10 protein-coding genes and 1 pseudogene are annotated in these 18,024 nt (G+C 60.1%); 8 read left to right on the top strand and 3 right to left on the bottom strand.

What is annotated here, in order from left to right; genetic code table 11:
* From FN369_RS05775 to treZ, 4 genes and pseudogenes are all read left to right on the top strand, one after another.
* Positions 1–302: pseudogene (locus tag FN369_RS05775) on the top strand (heavy metal translocating P-type ATPase); the annotation flags it as partial.
* Between the two features lie 197 nt (positions 303–499).
* Positions 500–3,862: a maltose alpha-D-glucosyltransferase gene (gene treS, locus FN369_RS05770; protein ID WP_142525244.1), complete on the top strand. Its 3,363-nt coding sequence runs from the start codon at positions 500–502 to the stop codon at positions 3,860–3,862.
* Positions 3,846–6,026: a glycogen debranching protein GlgX gene (gene glgX / locus FN369_RS05765; RefSeq protein WP_142525243.1), complete on the top strand. Its 2,181-nt coding sequence runs from the start codon at positions 3,846–3,848 to the stop codon at positions 6,024–6,026. Before treS ends, glgX begins: the two co-directional genes overlap by 17 nt.
* A 74-nt stretch (positions 6,027–6,100) precedes the next feature.
* Positions 6,101–7,948 (top strand): malto-oligosyltrehalose trehalohydrolase, encoded by a 1,848-nt coding sequence (treZ, locus tag FN369_RS05760; protein WP_142525242.1) that lies wholly within the window; start codon positions 6,101–6,103, stop codon positions 7,946–7,948.
* A 529-nt stretch (positions 7,949–8,477) separates the two neighbouring features.
* On the opposite strand, the gene treY is transcribed toward treZ, so the two are convergent.
* Positions 8,478–11,270 carry a malto-oligosyltrehalose synthase gene (gene treY / locus FN369_RS05755; RefSeq protein ID WP_142525241.1) on the bottom strand — a complete coding sequence of 931 codons (2,793 nt, stop codon included), beginning with the start codon at positions 11,268–11,270 and terminating at the stop codon, positions 8,478–8,480.
* A 385-nt stretch (positions 11,271–11,655) separates the two neighbouring features.
* On the opposite strand from treY, the gene pgi reads away from it, so the two are divergent.
* Complete coding sequence (gene pgi / locus FN369_RS05750) at positions 11,656–13,302, top strand: glucose-6-phosphate isomerase (protein WP_142525240.1); 1,647 nt, start codon at positions 11,656–11,658, stop codon at positions 13,300–13,302.
* On the opposite strand, the gene FN369_RS05745 is transcribed toward pgi, so the two are convergent.
* Positions 13,294–14,682, bottom strand: coding sequence for an ROK family protein (locus FN369_RS05745; protein WP_178087704.1), 1,389 nt, complete (start codon positions 14,680–14,682; stop codon positions 13,294–13,296). The genes pgi and FN369_RS05745 overlap by 9 nt on opposite strands.
* A 96-nt stretch (positions 14,683–14,778) precedes the next feature.
* Here FN369_RS05745 and FN369_RS05740 point away from each other — a divergent pair, with 96 nt between their 5' ends.
* Genes FN369_RS05740 through FN369_RS05730 form a run of 3 tightly spaced genes read left to right on the top strand, consistent with a single transcriptional unit; the run spans position 14,779 to position 17,587 of the window.
* Entirely contained in the window at positions 14,779–15,354 is a 576-nt protein-coding gene (locus FN369_RS05740) for a GIY-YIG nuclease family protein (RefSeq protein ID WP_246189581.1), read from the top strand.
* Entirely contained in the window at positions 15,335–16,747 is a 1,413-nt protein-coding gene (locus FN369_RS05735) for an NAD-dependent malic enzyme (RefSeq protein WP_142525237.1), read from the top strand. Before FN369_RS05740 ends, FN369_RS05735 begins: the two co-directional genes overlap by 20 nt.
* 9 nt (positions 16,748–16,756) lie before the next feature.
* Positions 16,757–17,587, top strand: coding sequence for a hypothetical protein (locus FN369_RS05730; protein ID WP_142525236.1), 831 nt, complete (start codon positions 16,757–16,759; stop codon positions 17,585–17,587).
* On the opposite strand, the gene FN369_RS11115 is transcribed toward FN369_RS05730, so the two are convergent.
* The coding region (locus FN369_RS11115) for a PD-(D/E)XK nuclease family protein (RefSeq protein ID WP_342799712.1) at positions 17,546–18,024 on the bottom strand (479 nt) is incomplete at its 5' end. The two genes, FN369_RS05730 and FN369_RS11115, sit on opposite strands and share 42 nt — an antisense overlap.

The following is an 18,024-nucleotide window of genomic DNA, read 5'->3' as shown; positions in this document are numbered from 1 at the left end:
CGACCGTCGGCATGGCCATCGGACAAAATGCCGACGTAACTGCGGAGGCCGCCGACGTCGTCTCGTTAGAAAATTCCCTTCGCAAGGTGGATGAATTCCTCCATATCAGCCGCCGCATGCGCCGGATCGCGCTGCAAAGCGCTCTGGGCGGCATGCTTCTGAGCTTCGCGGGAATGGTCGCTGCGGCGGGGGGAGCTTTGCCGCCCGTCGAAGGAGCTCTCGCGCAGGAGTTGATCGATATCCTCGCCATCGGCAATGCCCTTCGGGCCGCTCTGCCTCCGCGCGTTCTTTACGACCTGTGAGCGTCCAAGCCGGCCTTCCGCCTCTTCCTCATGGGTCCGTTCGGCACGTGGACGGCCGTTACGGCGGACTTCCGCTCCCGGTCGCCGGGCCACATCCCTCCGCGCCCCGGCAAACCGCTTGCCCTCCCGAGGAAAGTAGAGCACCAATCAGAAGAGGATTGATTAGGAAAGCCTCGGCTCAAGAATGATCGCTATTTATGGAAGTTAGACCGGCCCTCCCGCCTCCGTCTCGAAGACGCAAGCGCCGTGGGGTTTTGCCAGCGCCTCTCGCCGAGCCGCCGCCACTCTGGTGGATGGACGCCGTCATCTACGAAGTCCATGTGAAAGCCTTTTCCGACGGCAACGGAGACGGGATCGGAGACTTCGCGGGCCTAGTGGACCGGCTTGATTACTTGAAGAAGCTCGGAATTACGGCCATCTGGCTCTTGCCCTTCTATCCATCGCCGCTGCGCGACGATGGCTACGACATCGCCGATTACTGCGGAGTTCATCCGAACTACGGAACGTTGCGGGACTTCGTTCGCTTCCTGGAAGAAGCCCATCGCAGGGAGATCCGAGTGATCACCGAGCTCGTCCTCAACCACACTTCCGATCAGCACCCCTGGTTCCAGCGGGCCCGACGGGCTCCCGCGAAGAGCCGCTGGCGAAACTATTACGTCTGGAGCGACAGCCCGAATCGCTATACGCAGGCCCGGATCATCTTTCAGGATTTCGAGAGCTCGAATTGGACCTGGGATCCGGTTGCCCGCGCCTATTTTTGGCATCGTTTTTATTCCCATCAACCCGACCTCAACTACGACAATCCGGAGGTCCGCAAAGAAGTCTTGGCGGTCATCGACTTCTGGTTGGGTCTCGGCGTCGACGGCCTTCGCCTCGATGCGGTCCCCTACCTCTTCGAACGAGAGGGGACCAATTGCGAAAACCTTCCGGAAAGCCATGCCTTCCTCAAAGAGCTCCGACGGTACATCGACAGCCGCTATGCCAACCGGATGCTCCTCGCGGAAGCCAACCAGTGGCCGGAAGATGCAGCAGCCTACTTCGGCGACGGCGACGAGTGCCATATGGCATTTCATTTCCCGGTCATGCCCCGCCTCTTCATGGCGATGCACATGGAGGAGCGCTATCCGATCGTCGATATCTTGGAGCAGACGCCGCAAATTCCGGCGGGTTGCCGCTGGGCTACTTTCCTTCGGAACCACGACGAGCTGACGCTGGAGATGGTGACGGACGAGGAGCGAGACTACATGTTCCGAGTCTATGCCAAGGATCGCCGCGCTCGGCTGAATCTGGGCATCCGCCGGCGGCTCGCCCCGCTCCTGCAAAATAACCGGAGGAAGATCGAGCTGCTCATGGTTCTCCTCTTTTCTCTGCCCGGCACTCCGATCCTCTATTACGGCGACGAGCTCGGCATGGGCGATAACATCTACCTCGGCGATCGCGACGGCGTGCGCACCCCGATGCAGTGGAGCGCCGACAAGAACGCCGGCTTTTCCCGAGCCAATCCGCAGAAGCTCTATCTACCGGTGATCATCGATCCCGAATACCACTACGAGACGATCAACGCGGAGCTCGAGGAAAACAATCTCTCTTCCCTCCTCTGGTGGACGCGCAGGGTCATTGCGATGAGACAGCGCTTCTCCGCCTTCCGCCGAGGGACCCTGCAGTTTCTCCACTCGCAAAACCCGAAGGTCCTCTCCTTCCTCCGCTCCGACGGAGAACAGAACATCCTGGTGGTCATTAATCTCTCCCGCTTCAGCCAGATGGCGCAGCTCCCGCTCTCTCAATTCCTGGGATCGATTCCCGAAGAAGTCTTCGGACGGACGCGCTTTCCCGAGATCTCCGACCAACCCTATGTCTTTACCCTGGGCCCGTATGGCCATTTTTGGCTCGAGTTGCATCCTCCGACAGCGGCGCTTTCGACCTCCCGCGAGAAGATCGCGCTGCTCCCGGAGCCTCCCACCATCGAGTTCTGGCTCTCGGAACGAGCGCAAGCATTTGCGCGCGACGCCATTCCCGACTATCTGCAACAAGCGCGTCTCCACGGTCTCTCCTCCCAGAAACTCACCCACGCGGTGGTCGTGGAGGCGATCGAGATCGAGACGCTGCGCTCTTTGGGAGAGCCCATTCAAGCCGTTCTCTTTCGCCTCTCCTACTCGGAAGGAGAGCCCCGACTCCTCTTCTTCGGGTGGCTTCCCGTCGAGGGCGACGAGGCCGAACGCTTCTTGCAGAAAGAGCCGCAAAAGGTCTTTGCCCAGTACAGGCGAGACGGTAAACCCGGCGTTCTTATCGACGCATTTCTCGATCCGGCCTTCCGCGCCTGGGTTCTCGACTGGCTCGCCTCCCGACGCAGGCTCTCCCTCCGGACCGGTGTGATCCTGGCCAAGCCGGCGAGCTACCTTGAGGACCTCCGCCGAAAAGGCGAGCTGCCCGGCGAATCGGAGCTCCTGCCCACGTCGAGAGAGGCTCGGGTCGTCCTCTACGAAAAGCGTCTGGTTTTAAAATGCTACGGAAAGCTCGAGGAAGGACCAAACCCCGACGTAGAGATGGCTCGCTACTTGGGCGACCATCGGCTCTTCCCATTCGTTCCCCGCTACGGTGGCACGATCGATCTTCAAGGCGGCCAAGGCGGCACGATCACCCTCTGCCTCCTTCAGGAATTTCCGGCCACCGAAGCGGATGCGTGGAGCCTGGCGCTCGACGCCGTGAGCCGATTCCTGGAGCGGGCCTTAGGGCAAAGGTCGATCTTGCCTGAATTTTCCCGACTCCTGGGCAAAGCTCCCGATAACTGGCCGAGCGAGCAGATCCAGCTGCTCGAAGGGGTCTTTTGCGACCAGCTCCGGCTTCTGGCTCGAAGAACAGCCGAGATGCACCGGGTATTGGCCGCGCCTACCGCCGATTCCGCGTTCTCTCCGGAAGCCTTTACCGCTTGGTCTCAACGTTCCCTCTTCCAAGTCGCCTTGGAGACGCACCGGCGGATCGGGCGATCGTTTTCCCTCCGGCGGGAATCGGAAGAGCTCCGGGAGTGGAAGAACCTCGCCGATCCCTTGGAAAAATCGCTGGCTTCTTTCCTCGGCCCCGTGATCCGCGCCACGAAGATTCGGGTCCACGGTGACTATCATCTTGGTCGCTTGCGCTTTACGGGCAAGGACTTCGTGATCTCGGACTTCGAGGGCGAATTCTATCGTCCGCTCTCGGAACGGCGCTTGAAGCGGCCCGCCTATCGCGATGTAGCCAGCCTCATCACCTCGCTCTATGCCGCTGCGTCTACCGCGGTCATGCGGCACGGAGGATTGCCGCAGTCCGATCTACCCTGGGGAGAGGCGTGCGCGGAAGCTTGGTGGTTCTACTCGAGTCACGTTTTCTGGCGGAGCTATCGCGAAGCGATGGGGGAGACATCCTGCTGCCCCCCTTCCAAGGAAGAAGCGGTTCGGCTTCTCAGCTTTTGTCTCGTCGAACGGGGGCTTTCCGAGTTAGATTTCGCGCTCCGATGGGAACCCGAAGCCACGGCGGCCCGGCTTCGTTTTCTCAAGACCATCTTACAACATGGTTTCTCTCCTTAATCGCTTCTTGCCCGGAACACCCTGTCCCCTCGGGGCCTCTTGGGATGGACGCGGAGTCAACTTCGCACTCTTTTCCTCGGGAGCCGAAAAGGTCGAGCTCTGCCTGTTTTCCGAGGACCGGCGGGAGATCCAACGGATCCCGGTCGTCGAAAACACCGACGAGGTCTGGCATATCTACCTGCCCGGCCTGCTGCCGGGGCAGCAGTACGGCTTCCGGGTGCACGGCCCCTACGAACCTTCGCGCGGCTTGCGCTTCAACGCGAACAAGGTGCTCCTCGACCCCTATGCGCGGGAAATCGGCGCCCATCTTCGATGGGACGATGCGGTTTTCGGCTACACCGTCGGCCATTCCAACCAGGATCTCTCCTTCGATTCCCGCGACGACGCGCCTTTCGCTCCACTCGCCCGCGTGACCCATACGGCCTTTCCCTGGGGCGACGATCGACCTCCGCAGATTCCTTGGCACAAAACCATCATCTATGAAGCCCACGTTAAGGGATTGACCAAGCTCCACCCAAAGATCCCTCCCGAGCTTCGAGGCACATATCTCGGCTTCGCCGACGACGAGATGATCCGCTACTTCTTGGAACTCGGCATTACCGCCGTCGAGCTTTTGCCGGTCCATTACCATATCGACGAACGACGTCTGATCGACCAGAAGCTCTCCAACTATTGGGGTTACAACACCCTCGGCTTCTTCGCCCCCGACTTCCGCTACGCACTTCCGGATTGCGGCCTGACCCATGCCGAGCAGTTCCAGGCAATGGTCCGAGCCCTCCATCTTCACGGAATCGAGGTCATCCTCGACGTGGTCTACAACCATACGGCGGAAGGGAATCACCTGGGACCCACCCTCTCGTTCCGCGGGATCGACAACCTTTCCTACTACCGGGTCTCGCCGGAAGATCCCCGCCACTACGTCGATTTCACAGGAACCGGCAACACCCTCAACATGCGCCATCCCCGCGTGCTGCAGCTGATCATGGACAGTCTTCGCTACTGGGTGACCGAAATGCATGTCGACGGCTTTCGCTTTGACCTCGCGAGCAGCCTCGCCCGCGAATTCTTCGAAGTCGACCGTCTTTCGGCCTTCTTCGATCTCATCCATCAGGACCCGGTCCTTTCCCGGGTCAAATTGATCGCGGAACCTTGGGATCTCGGCCCGGGCGGCTATCAGGTCGGGAATTTCCCGGTCGGCTGGGCGGAATGGAACGGCAAGTACCGGGATTGCGTCCGCCGATTCTGGAAAGGAGAGGGCGGCCTGGTCTCGGAGCTGGCCACACGTCTTGCGGGATCGAGCGATCTCTATGCCGCCAGCGGAAAACGTCCCTATGCGAGCATCAACTTCATCACCTGCCACGACGGTTTTACTCTCAATGACCTAGTTTCCTACGAACGGAAGCACAATGAAGCCAACGGCGAGGAAAACCGGGACGGAACCGACGCCAACTGGAGCTGGAACTGCGGCGTCGAAGGTCCGACGGAGGATCCAGCCATCCTCGCCCTGCGAACAAAACAGAAGCTCAACTTCTGGCTTACCCTCCTCGCCTCGCAGGGAGTGCCGATGATTCGAGCGGGTGACGAGCTCTGCCAGAGCCAGAAGGGCAACAACAATGCCTACTGTCAGGATAACGAACTTTCCTGGATCGACTGGGAGCCGACTAAGGAAAAGCTCTTCTTTATTCAACTCGTCCAGAAGCTCATCTGGCTCCGTCGCAAGGAGCCGGTCTTCCAACGCCGCCATTTTTTCCAGGGTAGAGAAATTCGCGGCTCCGGGGTTCGCGACGTGGTCTGGCTGGGACCTTCGGGAAAACCAATGGACGAATCGGAGTGGAGCGCTCCCGCCGTCAAATTCCTCGGAGTCCGACTCTCCGGCGATTTGACGGGCGTCGTCGATGAGTTCGGGAATCCGGTCGAGGGGAGCTCGATGCTTCTTCTCCTGAATGCTTCGGAAGCTCCGGTTCCCTTCGTCCTGCCGAAGCGCCGAAACGGCCTTCACTGGGAACTCGTCCTCGATACGGACAAGCCTGCGCTCTCCCCGAAACCGATGGATCCAGGAAAAGAATATACCCTCATGGGCCACAGCGCCGCTCTCTTTCGGGGAGAACGACCCGCAGAGCCCTTGCCTCCGGGAGAGTTTCTCGAACCGATCTCCAGCGAGTAGGAAGAGGAAGGGAGATCGACCGGCCGGAGCCGGCTGCGGTAGGCTTCGATCCCATCCGAAAGGAAAATTGCCTTATGGAGCAAGGAGCCATTCTCACCAGCGCGGGTTGCCGCTTTTGCGTTTGGGCTCCCTACCGTTCTCGCTGCGAGCTTCGCCTGATCGAGCCCGTGCAGCGGACGATCGACATGGAAAGAGACGAGGCGGGCTATTGGGCGGTGACGCTTCCGGAAGCGGAGGAGGGATGGCTCTACTGCTATCGGCTCGATGGGGAGCGGGAATTCCCAGATCCCGCCTCCCGCTGCCAGCCGCGAGGAGTCCACGGACCTTCACAGATCGTCGGAAAGGAGTTCTCCTGGACGGATCAATCCTGGAAGGGAGTCCCGCTGTCCGATTACGTCCTCTACGAGCTCCACGTCGGAACCTTTACCCCAGAGGGAACTTTCGAGGCGATTTTGCCTCGTCTGGGGGAGCTTCGGAAGCTGGGGATTCGCGCGATCGAGCTTATGCCCGTTGCCCAGTTTCCCGGCAGACGCAACTGGGGCTATGATGGTGTCTACCCTTTTGCTGTGCAAAACTCTTATGGAGGAATCCGCGGCCTAAAAACTCTCGTCAATGCCTGCCATGAGGCCGGGCTTGCCGTCGTGCTCGACGTCGTCTACAACCATCTCGGCCCGGAAGGCAACTACCTAACCCAATTCGGCCCCTATTTTACCGATACCTACCGGACACCTTGGGGCCCGGCAGTCAATTTCGACGGCGCCGACAGCGACGAGGTTCGCGCCTACTTCTTCCAAAATGCCCGCTCTTGGTTTGCGGAATTCCACTTCGACGCACTCCGGCTCGACGCGGTCCATGCGATCCATGACGAATCGGCTTTCCCATTTCTCGAAGAGCTTGCGCTGCGGACACGGGAATGGGAGCGGGAGCTCGGCAGATCTCTCGTCCTTTTTGCGGAAAGCGACCGGAACGACCCGCGGCTCGTTCGCCCACGGCCAGGCGGGCTCGGCCTTCCCGCCCAGTGGTGCGATGATTTTCATCACGCCCTCCATCGCCTCCTGACGGGGGAGAGAGAGGGCTACTATGTCGACTTTCACGGCGTCTCCGATTTGGCAAAGGCCATTGCTCAGGGGTATGTCTTAGACGGTCGTTACTCCGCCTATCGGCGGCGGCGGCACGGGGCCCCACCGGAAGAGATCCGCCGCCAACAGCTGGTAGTCTTTGCACAAAATCATGACCAAGTGGGCAACCGGGCGCAGGGGGATCGGCTGGCATCCTCGATCGACTTCGCTTCGCAGAAGCTTGCTGCCATCGTCGTCCTGCTCTCCGGCTTTCTGCCGCTTCTCTTTATGGGAGAGGAATACGGCGAGACCCACCCCTTCCCCTACTTCGTGGATCACGAGGACCCCGAGCTCCTCGAAGCCGTCCGAAACGGCCGAAAACGCGAGTTTGCCGCTTTCCACGAGGACGCAGGCGGCGAAATCCCCGATCCTGCCGCCGAAGCGACCTTTTTATCCGCCGTTCCCCAATGGGAAAGCCGCCATGAAGGAAGCCGAGGCGTCCTTTGGGAACTTCACCGCGAGCTGCTTGCGCTGCGCCGTCGCTTTCCAATTCTGACCCCTCTCGATTCGGTGGAGATCTCCTGCGAATCCGACGCCTCCGGCCTCCTGCGTATCCAGCGAAAGGGCGCCGGAATGCGCCTGGATGGATTCCTCAACTTCGGGCAATCCGCCAGCGACATCCGTGTCGAGGCCGAATCGGTCCGAATCGAAAAGATCGTCGATTCCGAAGAGCCACGATGGCTCGGAAGCGGCGCGCTCGCCCCGGCCTATTTGGAACGCGGCTCTACGATCTCTTTGCCTCCTCGCGGCGCGATTTTTTATGCGGCCTGGGAAGACGCTCCCGGAGATCGAAAGGCCGACTAGCCGCTATTTCCTGTGAATTTCCAGCCGGCAACGAGGCGGCAGGAGCGGAACGCACAACGTTTTCGGCGGCCCCGGCGCAGAGCGACCCGGTCCGCTCCTCGGGGATCGGTCCCCCATGCGTCGCTCCCGTTCCCGCTGCAAGATCGGGGAGTCTTTCCGTGCGGAAGGCTTTCCCGCTCGGTTCGGCAAAGCGCAAAACGATCTCCAATATCAAGGATTCATCATTTCTCTCGGATGGATCGACGGCAGAATCGTCCACGAAATCTCCGCAAGCATAGAGAATCGGGAATCTGCGGGAGACCTCGACGCTACGGGCCGGGAGAGCTCTTCGGCTCGTGGATCGCCCGGAAGAATTGGAACGTAACAACTCCCAAGGAGAGGCCGAAGCGGCCCGTTCGAGCCATTCGTTGACCAACCTCCCCAGGATCACGTCTCGCGCAAAAGCGAGCTGGAGCGTCCGTTTCCGTTCCGTTTTTAGGATCGGATTCGGGCCTGGCGCATCCGCCGAATCCCTTCCCGGACGGTGGAGTCAGGCTCCTGAGACCCAAAGAGCCACCGGAAGTTCCTCGAGGGCTTCTTCCAGAGGAATCCGTCCCTCCCAACGGCGCTCTTTCCCGGTGAGGGCGCATTGCCAGGATCCCGACAACGAGTCGGGGAGGTCGGCCGAGGTCTCTCCCCAAGTCGATGCGCCGATCGGGGCGCTCTCGGGAGAGCAGAGCTTCGTGACGAATCGCGGGACGATGATGGCCAGATGCTGCGTTCCCCAGGCGCGGAGGAAACCAAAGGCGTGCTCCGCCTGCGGTCCCGAAAAAGAAAGAGGCTCATAGCTCCCGGAGCGAAAGAGTTCCGGGAGGAGCTTTCGCGCCTGCAGCGCCTTGTGGGTTAGGTAGAGTTTGATTCTTCCATCCTCGGGATGCTCCAGAATCTCCTTTCGGTAGGCAGGCTGCCCTCCCCTCTCCCGGATCTCGGCCAAGAGCTTCTTCCGCAGATCGAAATCGACGAGCCGTCGATTATCCGGATCGACGAAGGAGAGATCCCAAAGCTCCGTTCCTTGATAAAAGTCGGGGACTCCGGGTGCTCCCGCTTTCAGGACAAGCTGTGAAAGAGAGTTGTAGACGCCGTACCGAGCGACCTTTTGCTGGAAGGGAAGGAATGCTGCCAAGAACTCTTTTCCTTCTTCCCAGTCGAGGATCCGATCCAAAAACGCGCAGCATTGCTCTTCATAGAGACGATTCGGGTTCTGCCATCCCGAAAAGCTTCGCGCTTCTCGGCTCGCCTTGACGAAATACTCCTTGAAACGCACCCGGAATCCCTCCAGTTCCTCGCTTCTCCAGGGCCAGCTTCCCAAGAGAGCCTGATAGATGGCGTATTCCGCATTTTCGTCGGGTACGGGAAGCTCTCCGATCTTGGGTTTCCTTTCCGAGTTGATCTTCTTCCAACGATCCAACAAGAACATCCACTCTTCGGGCAGCTCGGCCAACACGTTCAAACGGGCGCGAGCATCTTCGCCACGCTTGGCATCGTGCGTCATCGTCGCATTGAGCGCGTGCGGCCAGCGCAGCCAGCGATCTCGGAGGAAGCGATGAAATTCCTCGCTACCGATGCCGAAGCAAGAAGGATCGCTACCAACCTCATTGAGGGCAAGCAATCGGTTGTACACGTAGAACTGACAATCCTCCAATCCCTTCGCCATCAACGGCCCGCTGAGCTGTTGAAAACGGCGGACGAAGTCGAGAGCTTGCGCTCGATCCTCCTCGGCCAGCTCGTGCGGCATTTCGCCGAGCAGAAAGCGCCGGATAAATTCGAGCTCCGTCTTTAGCTGGGGGAGATTCTCCTCGGCCGTCTGGATTGCCTCATCGATCCAACGCCGATCCTCCGGGCTCGGCCCTTCCGTATCGACATACGAACGGTAAACCGGAAAACAAGAAAGCGCTTCGACCAAGGCTCTTCGAATGGCATAGATGGTGACATCCGGGCCGAACCAGAGACGGGCGCAGAGAGAGTGCATCATCAAGGCGATGCGGTCGAGGTCCCCGGCCAGCCGGCGCCCGATCACGAACCGCTTCTTTTCCCGCAGCAGCCGGCCATATCTCTCTTCCTGCCGGATGAAGTCGCCGTAGCAGCGCGTAAAAGCTCCGGCACTCTCTTGAGGACAGAAGAGCTGCGTCACCATGGCGAGGAAGTCGTAGCCGGTGGTTCCTTCGACCGGCCAGTCTTTCGGGAGCTCTTCCTTTCCGAAGCCGAGGATCTTCTCCACGACCGTGTATGTATCCGGAACGGCCGCCCGCAATGTCTGCAGGTAAGCCTTCGGCCGATAGAGTCCGTCGATATGGTCGATACGCATTCCGGTGATTTTCCCTTCGCCCACCAACCGGAGGATCAAATTGTGGAGGCGGGCGAAGACATCCTCCCGCTCGACGCGCACCGAAATCAGGTCGTTGACGGTAAAAAAACGCCGATAGTTGATCTCTTCCGAAGCGACCCGCCAGTGCGCGAAGCGGAAATGCTGCTCGGATAAAAGCTGATCCAAGAGCGCCAGCGACTGCGGAGTAGGGGCTTTCGGAGCGAAGAGCTCCAAAGTTCGATCGAGAGAGGTTCGAATGAAACCGTTCTTTTCGTAAAGCTCTTCCAAGACGGCTTTGACGAAGACCACTTGATTGCTCCGTTCCTCCCGACTCTCCGCGGCTCCTAGATTCCGCACCGTGTAGATGACGCCGAGGAGCTTCAAATAATCCGGATCCCGTCCTTCCAGCCGGTCGCGAATCTGCCGTTGCACTCTCGCCAGAATCGTTTCGTAGCTTCCGACGCGGAGAGGAAAGCGGTGGTCGAAATAGGAGACCCAAAAAGATCCTTTTTCGAAGGAGAGGCGAATCTCGCCGTTTTGGAGAGCCTCACCGTAATGAGGACCGAGAAAAGGGGCGAGCACTCGACCCCGCAGCGTCGGATAGGGATGGTTCCACTCGATATCGAAGAACTCGTAAAACTCGGAATCGGGGCCGTTTTCGAACACATCCATGAGGAACCGGTTTTCCTTGTCATACGCCATGTGATTCGGCACCACATCCTGGAGCCATCCCATCCCCATGCCTCGGACCTTCTCCATGAGACGGCCGAAAACATCGGCCGACCCCAACTCCGGATTGAGCTCCCCCGGATCCACGACGTCATATCCGTGGCTGCTGCCGCTCCTCGCCCGGGTGATCGGCGAGGCGTAGATATCGCCGATCCCCAAGGCGGAAAGATAATCGACGATCCGTTCCAAAGCTTCGAATCCGAACTCCTTTCGTAACTGAACTCGATAGGTGGATGCCGGGATGTGCATTCGTTTTTGGTCGGTCAAAGCAAGACAAGACGAATCACGCTCGATCGCCCGCGCCCCGAGCGTTCTCTTTTCACAAAAATCGGCCGGCTCGACTTGCTTGAGAGTCTCCGTCCGGAATCAACGGCGCTGAGAACGATCGAACCAGCCATTGCTACTTTAGAACGAGCAAGCCTTTCGTCAAGAAACCGGTAGAGCCCTTCTCCGCTCCCAGGGAAACGCTCGAATCGGCTTGCCCTCGGCGGACCCTCCCTGCTATTGACCGTCTTATCGGCTCCTTTACGGAGCGAGCGGAGTCGAGAATTGGTTCCGTTTCGAGAATTGGTTCCGTTCCTTCCGGCGAGCCGACAACCCAAGGACCACTCCCGCGACGAAAGGAACTTCCCTCATGAGCACCCCCACCTCTTTCCGGGCTTGGCAGGAACTCCAAGAACATTATGCGCGAATCGCCCCGCTTCATTTGAGAGACCTCTTCCGCGAGGACCCGGAGCGTGCCGAACGGTTTACGCTGTCTTTCGAGGATATCCTCTTCGACTACTCGAAAAACCGAATCACGAACGAAACCGTCGAGCTGTTGCTCCAGTTGGCCCGAGAAGCCGATCTGCCTGGCTGGATCCGAAGGATGTTCGCAGGCGAGAAGATCAACGTGACCGAGCGGCGAGCCGTCTTGCACACCGCCCTTCGAAACCCTCGGGGGACATCCGTCCTCGTCGACGGGAAGGACGTGATGCCCGAAGTACACGCCGTGCTCGATCAAATGAGGCGCTTCAGCGAAGAGGTTCGAGAAGGGCGGTGGCTCGGGTATTCGGGAAAGCCGATCCGCGACGTCGTAAACATCGGCATCGGCGGATCCGACCTCGGACCGGTCATGGTCACCCACGCCCTGCGCCCCTACCACTCCTCCCTGAATCTCCACTTCGTCTCGAACATCGACGGCACGCACCTTGCGGAGACGCTTCGCGGCCTCGATCCGGCAACGACCCTCTTTCTGGTCTCCTCCAAGACGTTCGGCACGTTGGAAACGTTGACCAATGCCAAGTCCGCCCGTGCATGGTTCTTGGAAAGCGCCAAGGATCCGGCGGCGGTGGCCAAGCATTTCGTGGCGATTTCCACCAACGAAAAGGCGGTGGTCGCCTTCGGAATCGACAAAAGAAACATGTTTCCGTTCTGGGACTGGGTGGGCGGCCGGTACTCCCTCTGGTCAGCAATCGGGCTTTCTATCGTCCTGGCCATCGGGATGGACCATTTCGAGGAGCTACTGGCCGGTGCCCACGCCGTGGACGAGCACTTTCGGACAGCTCCGCTCGAGAAAAACATTCCGGTAATCATGGGCCTTCTTGGAATCTGGTATAACAACTTTTTTCAGGCCTCGACCCATGCGGTGTTTCCCTACGACCAGTACCTCGCCTTTCTTCCGGCTTACCTGCAGCAAGCCGACATGGAGAGCAATGGGAAACATGTCCAAAAGGACGGCACGCCCGTTTCCTGCACAACGGGGCCGATCCTCTGGGGAGCTCCGGGAACCAACGGACAGCATGCCTTTTTCCAACTTCTCCACCAGGGGACAAAGCTGGTTCCCGCCGACTTTCTCGTGCCCGCGCAGAGCCACAACCCCTTGGGCCCATCGGATGAGCACCACCGGATCCTTCTCGCCAACTGTCTGGCGCAGACGGAAGCTCTCCTCCGAGGAAAGACGGCGGAAGAGGCGCGGCAGGAGATGGAAGCCGCCGGACTGGCTGCCGACGATGTGACCCGATTGATCCCGCACCGGACCTTCGAAGGCAACCGTCCTTCCAATACGTTCCTCTTTCGAAAGCTCACCCCGCGCACCTTGGGAAGCCTCGTCGCGCTCTACGAACACAAGATTTTCGTCCAGGGCACGATCTGGAACATCAACTCCTTCGACCAGTGGGGAGTCGAGCTCGGCAAGCAGCTTGCTCAGCTCCTTCTGCCGGAACTCAACGGGGAGCCTGCGCGCAGGCCGCACGACTCGTCGACCGAGCGGTTGCTCCGCGCCGTGCGTTCTCTACTCTGACTTCCCGAAGTTCCTCAAGGAGGGGGGAGGCGAAATCGGGGTTTCCCAGAGGCGGGCCGCTCCACGAACCCCGCTCGAGTCGCCGTGACGGGGAGCCACGAGCTTTGTAGCCACGCGATCCGAAAAGATCCATTGGTTCCAAAGATGCGGAACCCGGCGATAGAGTCGTGCGATTTTGGAAAGGCCTCCACCGAGAACGATCGTGCCGGGATCGATCAGATTGACCACGTGGGCGAGCCCACGAGCCAAACGGTCCTCGTAACGCCGGAGCGTGGCTTCGCAAGCGGGATCACCGTTCTCGGCACCCCGGACGATCTCCTCCGGCCTCCACCTCTCCCCGCTCGCCCGCGCATGGTCGAGAGCCAAGCCGGGCCCGGAAAGGAAAGTCTCGATGCATCCCCGTTTCCCGCAATAGCATTCCGGTCCGGGAAGCTCCCCGGGAGACGGCCAAGGCAGAGAATTATGACCCCACTCGCCCGCAATCCCGTTGATGCCGGGCACGATCTTCCCCTCGATCACGAGGCCTCCCCCCACCCCGGTTCCCAAGATTACTCCGAAAACGACCGAGTCGCCCTTCCCCGCGCCATCGGCAGCCTCGGAGAGGGCAAAGCAATTTGCATCGTTGGCTATGCGCACCGGCCGGGCCAGCAGCTGCTCCAAATCCGTCCGCAACGGCCTCCCGCAGAGAACGACGGTGTTCGAGTTCTTCACCAAGCCGGTGGGTTCCATCAGAGCTCCGGGAGAAGCGACGCCCACAGGCAGCGGGGCGAGCCCCAACTCCTCCTCGACCTCCGTCACGAGCCGCCGCACCGCATCCAAAATGGCTTCATAACTTCCTGTCGGGGTGGGAATGCGGCGCCGCGCGATCTCCCGTTCCTCCCCTTCGAGGACGAGCACCTCGATCTTCGTGCCGCCGAGGTCGACACCCAAACGAATCTGCCGTGCGCTCGCCATAACGGGAACCGGGATCTTGCACCTTTCCCGGCAATCTTCCAAGCGGGCAACGTTCCCTTCTTTCAGACTGAGTGAAACCTGTCTCGACAGGTTCGAAGCCGACTTCCCGATTCGCCGAGGCCGGTTTCCCCCGCATCCCTCGAACGTTCCGCCCTGCCTGGCGCAGTAGAGCTCGAGCAGCTGCTTCTGCCGTTCCAGATCGTCTTTCTGGTCGTGGCTGGAGACGCAGGCGCAGGCGATCGCCCGGCGGATCGCACGATCCGCTGCATGAAACCACTCTGGACGCAATTTCGCCAAATCGTAGCGTCGACGGCCACCAGCCGTATGTTCAGCACACAACCTGCCTTCCGTTTCCCATCGTCTCAGGGTCGTGATCGAGACGCCCAACGCTTTTGCCGCTTCCCCTATGCGAGCGAACCTTTCCATTGTGGAGGGTATAGAATTCATTCGTATAGTTTTGAATCAAATTGCTTGAGCCCTTTCCTCGATCGATTCCATCGGCCCATGCGAACGGAGGGAGCAGTGGCAGCCGCTTCCTTCTCGGTTGGGTTATCCGCAGAGGGAGAGATTGCCGGCCGGCAAGAGCTCCCGCGCGAACCAGGATCGTACCTGCTTGTTTTTGCTCTTCTTCGAAAGAAGACTCTATCGATCGGAAGGCTGGGCGTCTTTCCCTTCTCCCAGGGAATCTACGTTTACTGCGGGAGCGCCCTCGGACCGGGGGGAATCCGAGGACGAGTCAACCGTCATCTTCGGCGAATCCGCCTCTGGTGGCACATCGACTATCTGCTGCAGCACTCCGATCCGATCGGTCTCGTTTTTACCCGAAGCCCCCGTTCCTTGGAATGCGACTGGAGTCGGCGGCTCGGAAAAGAGCCCGGCTCCTCGTTCCCGGTGCCCGGCTTTGGCGCTTCGGACTGCCGGCGGGGTTGCCCCGCTCATTTGCTTTTTCTTGCTCCGGCGCCGAGCCGGATGGCCCTTCCCGGGACTTCGGCGGAGATTCTTGGGGAAAAAAGAACGTGCGGCCTGCGGTGGCAGCAATTAAAAGAGGCTATTTTGCTCATCTTGGAGACCGCGCCTCATGGAGTCGAAACCGATTAGTCCTTCCGCCAGCTACAGCTTCCTTCTGCGTCTTTCCTACCCCAACAAGATCGGCATGTTGGCCAACGTGGTTCGGGTTTTGAGCGAAAACGGCGCGGATCTCGGAGCCATGGACATCGTCTCCGTGCAATCGGGCCGGATGATTCGCGAGATCACGGTCAACGCCCGCAGCGAAGAACACGCCGAGCAGCTCAAGGAAGCGGTTTCCAAGGTGCCGAGCGTGACGATTCTGGCGGCGTCCGATCGAGTCTTTCTGCTCCATCAAGGAGGCAAGATCCTTGTGGAGAACAAGGTTCCCTTGACAAACCGAGATACATTGTCGATGGCCTATACCCCCGGAGTCGCCCGCGTATGCGAAGCAATTGCCGCGAGGCCCGACCTCGTCTACGAGCTGACGATTAAGGGCAGATCGGTCGCCGTGGTCAGCGACGGCTCTGCGGTCCTCGGTCTCGGGGATATCGGGCCGGCCGCCGCCATGCCCGTCATGGAAGGAAAGGCGATGCTCTTCCGCGAATTCGGGCAAATCCACGCCTACCCCATCTGCCTCGCAGCACGAAAGGTCGAAGAGATCGTCGATACCGTGGCTCGGATCGCCGTGGGCTTCGGCGGGATCAATCTCGAAGATATCTCGGCCCCCCGCTGCTTCGAGATCGAGGAGCGGCTGCAGGAGCGATTGGAGATCCCCGTATTCCACGACGATCAACACGGAACGGCCATCGTCGTTCTCGCCGCGTTGATCAACAGCGCCCGTCTGCTCGGCAGGGAGCTGACGGCGCAGCGTTACGTCATCCTGGGCGCAGGGGCAGCCGGTGTCGCAGTGGCGAAGATGCTCCTCAAGGTCGGCTGCCGGTCGATCCTCGTATGCGATCGCGGGGGAATCGTTTCTTCGGGCCGGCCAGACCTATCGCCCGTCAAACAGTGGCTGGCCGCACAGACGAATCCGGACGGGATTCGCGGAACGGTGCGGGAGGCGTTGAAAGGGGCGGACGTCTTTATCGGGGTCTCCTCGGGAGGTCGCATCTCCGCCGACGATCTTCGCGAAATGAGAGAGCCGCGAACCGTTTTCGCTCTGGCCAACCCGACTCCGGAAGTCATGCCGGAAGAAGCGGCTCGATACGCGCAGATCGTCGCCACGGGGAGAAGCGACTATCCCAACCAGATCAACAACGTCTTGGCCTTCCCCGGGGTTTTTCAAGGCGCCCTTTCGGTGCGGGCCTCTCGGATCACGGAAGGAATGAAGCTCGCGGCGGCCGAAGCGATCGCCTCGTGCATTCCCTCTTCGGAAATAGCTCCGGAATATATCGTTCCGAGCGTCTTCAATCGGGAAGTCGCTCAATGCGTGGCCGAAGCGGTGGCGCAAGCGGCAAAAAAGGATCGGGTCGTCCGTACCTGACACCCTGGATTGAAAGGACCAATTCCGGCACGAGCCGGCCAACGCTCGCTCGGACGAAACAGAGACGCGTTTTCGAGCGCCGGGATCTCCCTCGGAAGGTCCTCCGCTGCGCGGCTTCTCTTTTTCGCCCTGCTTCTTTTTGCGGGATTTTGCGCCGATTCGGCACAGGCGACCAACCCGCCCGTCCAACTCGTAAGCGCAAGGCGCTATTACACTCTCTTCCTCTCGACTCCGACTCGGCCGGGCGAGCCCGTCTATCCGCAAATTCGCTACCAAGGAGTCTGGGAGTGCGTCAACTGGGGAGCAACGGGCGATATCTCCCTCTTTCAACAGGAACCCGCCCATCTTCCCTACCTTGCCTTCCGTGCCAAAGCAAATGGCGTACCGGTACCGGTGGAGAAGCAGGGAGACCGCTATTGGGTCCCTCTCCATTTCCCGGGCGGAGAAAGAGTCCGCGTCCAGATCGAGTCTCTCCAACAAGTTCTCCCGGTCGATCCGAGCCAAAAGATCGATTCTTTCGAGGATTTGATCCAGCCCACCGGCTGGAAGCCTCCGATCGTCAACTACTGGATCGTGGTCGACCTCGGACGCCTCTTCACCGCCTACATGGTGCAGGAATCGAAAAGCCCCGCTTTCGGCCTCTCTCCCCGCGGCTTGCCTTCTTCTCCTCCTCCCTCCGCTTTTCCCGAATTCCTTGCCAACCGGATCCTTCAGGTCTCGCCCAAGGGCTATCGCATCGAGGGAAGCAAGATCTGGTGGTACTATCACAATCTCGGAGAAGCAGCCTCCTCTCCGCGGCTAGAAACCCTTCGCGTCGTCTGGCAAGCCTGGTATCGTTGAAGTCCCAGGGCTCTCTGGGAGGATGGGATTGGCCGAAGCCGGTACTTCGATGAGCCGCGGCGGCTCCACCCAAACCAGGAACGCTCGAATCTCCTCGCTCGGTAGGGAGAGGATTCCTCCCAGAGCCAGACGGTAGATCTCCATCTGCTCTCGGTAACGCGCCAGGAGCGTCTCCTCCCCTCGTTCCGGAGCCTCCCGATCGGTCTTAAAGTCGTAGAGGATTGCGGCAACCGGCCTCCCGCTCTGCCCGGGAAAGAGATGGACCCGGTCGAAGACCCCGCTGATCCATCTACCAGCGAAGAGCGCTTCAAAGGGCTTCTCCCGCCAAAGGATCGTCCCGCTCGGAGGAGAGAAGGCCATCGAGCAGCTCTTGCTCTCGACACAAGAGAGCACCGATTTCGCCGCCTCCCCGACGATCGTCGAGGAAGCCGAGGCGG

The sequence above is a fragment of the Methylacidimicrobium cyclopophantes genome (genome assembly GCF_902143385.2).
GTDB classification, from domain to species: Bacteria; Verrucomicrobiota; Verrucomicrobiia; order Methylacidiphilales; family Methylacidiphilaceae; genus Methylacidimicrobium; species Methylacidimicrobium cyclopophantes.
This window is presented reverse-complemented; position numbering and strand designations above follow the sequence as displayed.

What these genes read in the sequence shown, in the direction of transcription:
- treS (WP_142525244.1), top strand. Translation starts at nt 500, where the DNA reads ATGGAAGTTAGACCGGCCCTCCCGCCTCCGTCTCGAAGACGCAAGCGC.
- glgX (WP_142525243.1), top strand. Translation starts at nt 3,846, where the DNA reads ATGGTTTCTCTCCTTAATCGCTTCTTGCCCGGAACACCCTGTCCCCTC.
- treZ (WP_142525242.1), top strand. Translation starts at nt 6,101, where the DNA reads ATGGAGCAAGGAGCCATTCTCACCAGCGCGGGTTGCCGCTTTTGCGTT.
- treY (WP_142525241.1), bottom strand. Translation starts at nt 11,270, where the DNA reads ATGCACATCCCGGCATCCACCTATCGAGTTCAGTTACGAAAGGAGTTC.
- pgi (WP_142525240.1), top strand. Translation starts at nt 11,656, where the DNA reads ATGAGCACCCCCACCTCTTTCCGGGCTTGGCAGGAACTCCAAGAACAT.
- FN369_RS05745 (WP_178087704.1), bottom strand. Translation starts at nt 14,682, where the DNA reads ATGGAAAGGTTCGCTCGCATAGGGGAAGCGGCAAAAGCGTTGGGCGTC.
- FN369_RS05735 (WP_142525237.1), top strand. Translation starts at nt 15,335, where the DNA reads ATGGAGTCGAAACCGATTAGTCCTTCCGCCAGCTACAGCTTCCTTCTG.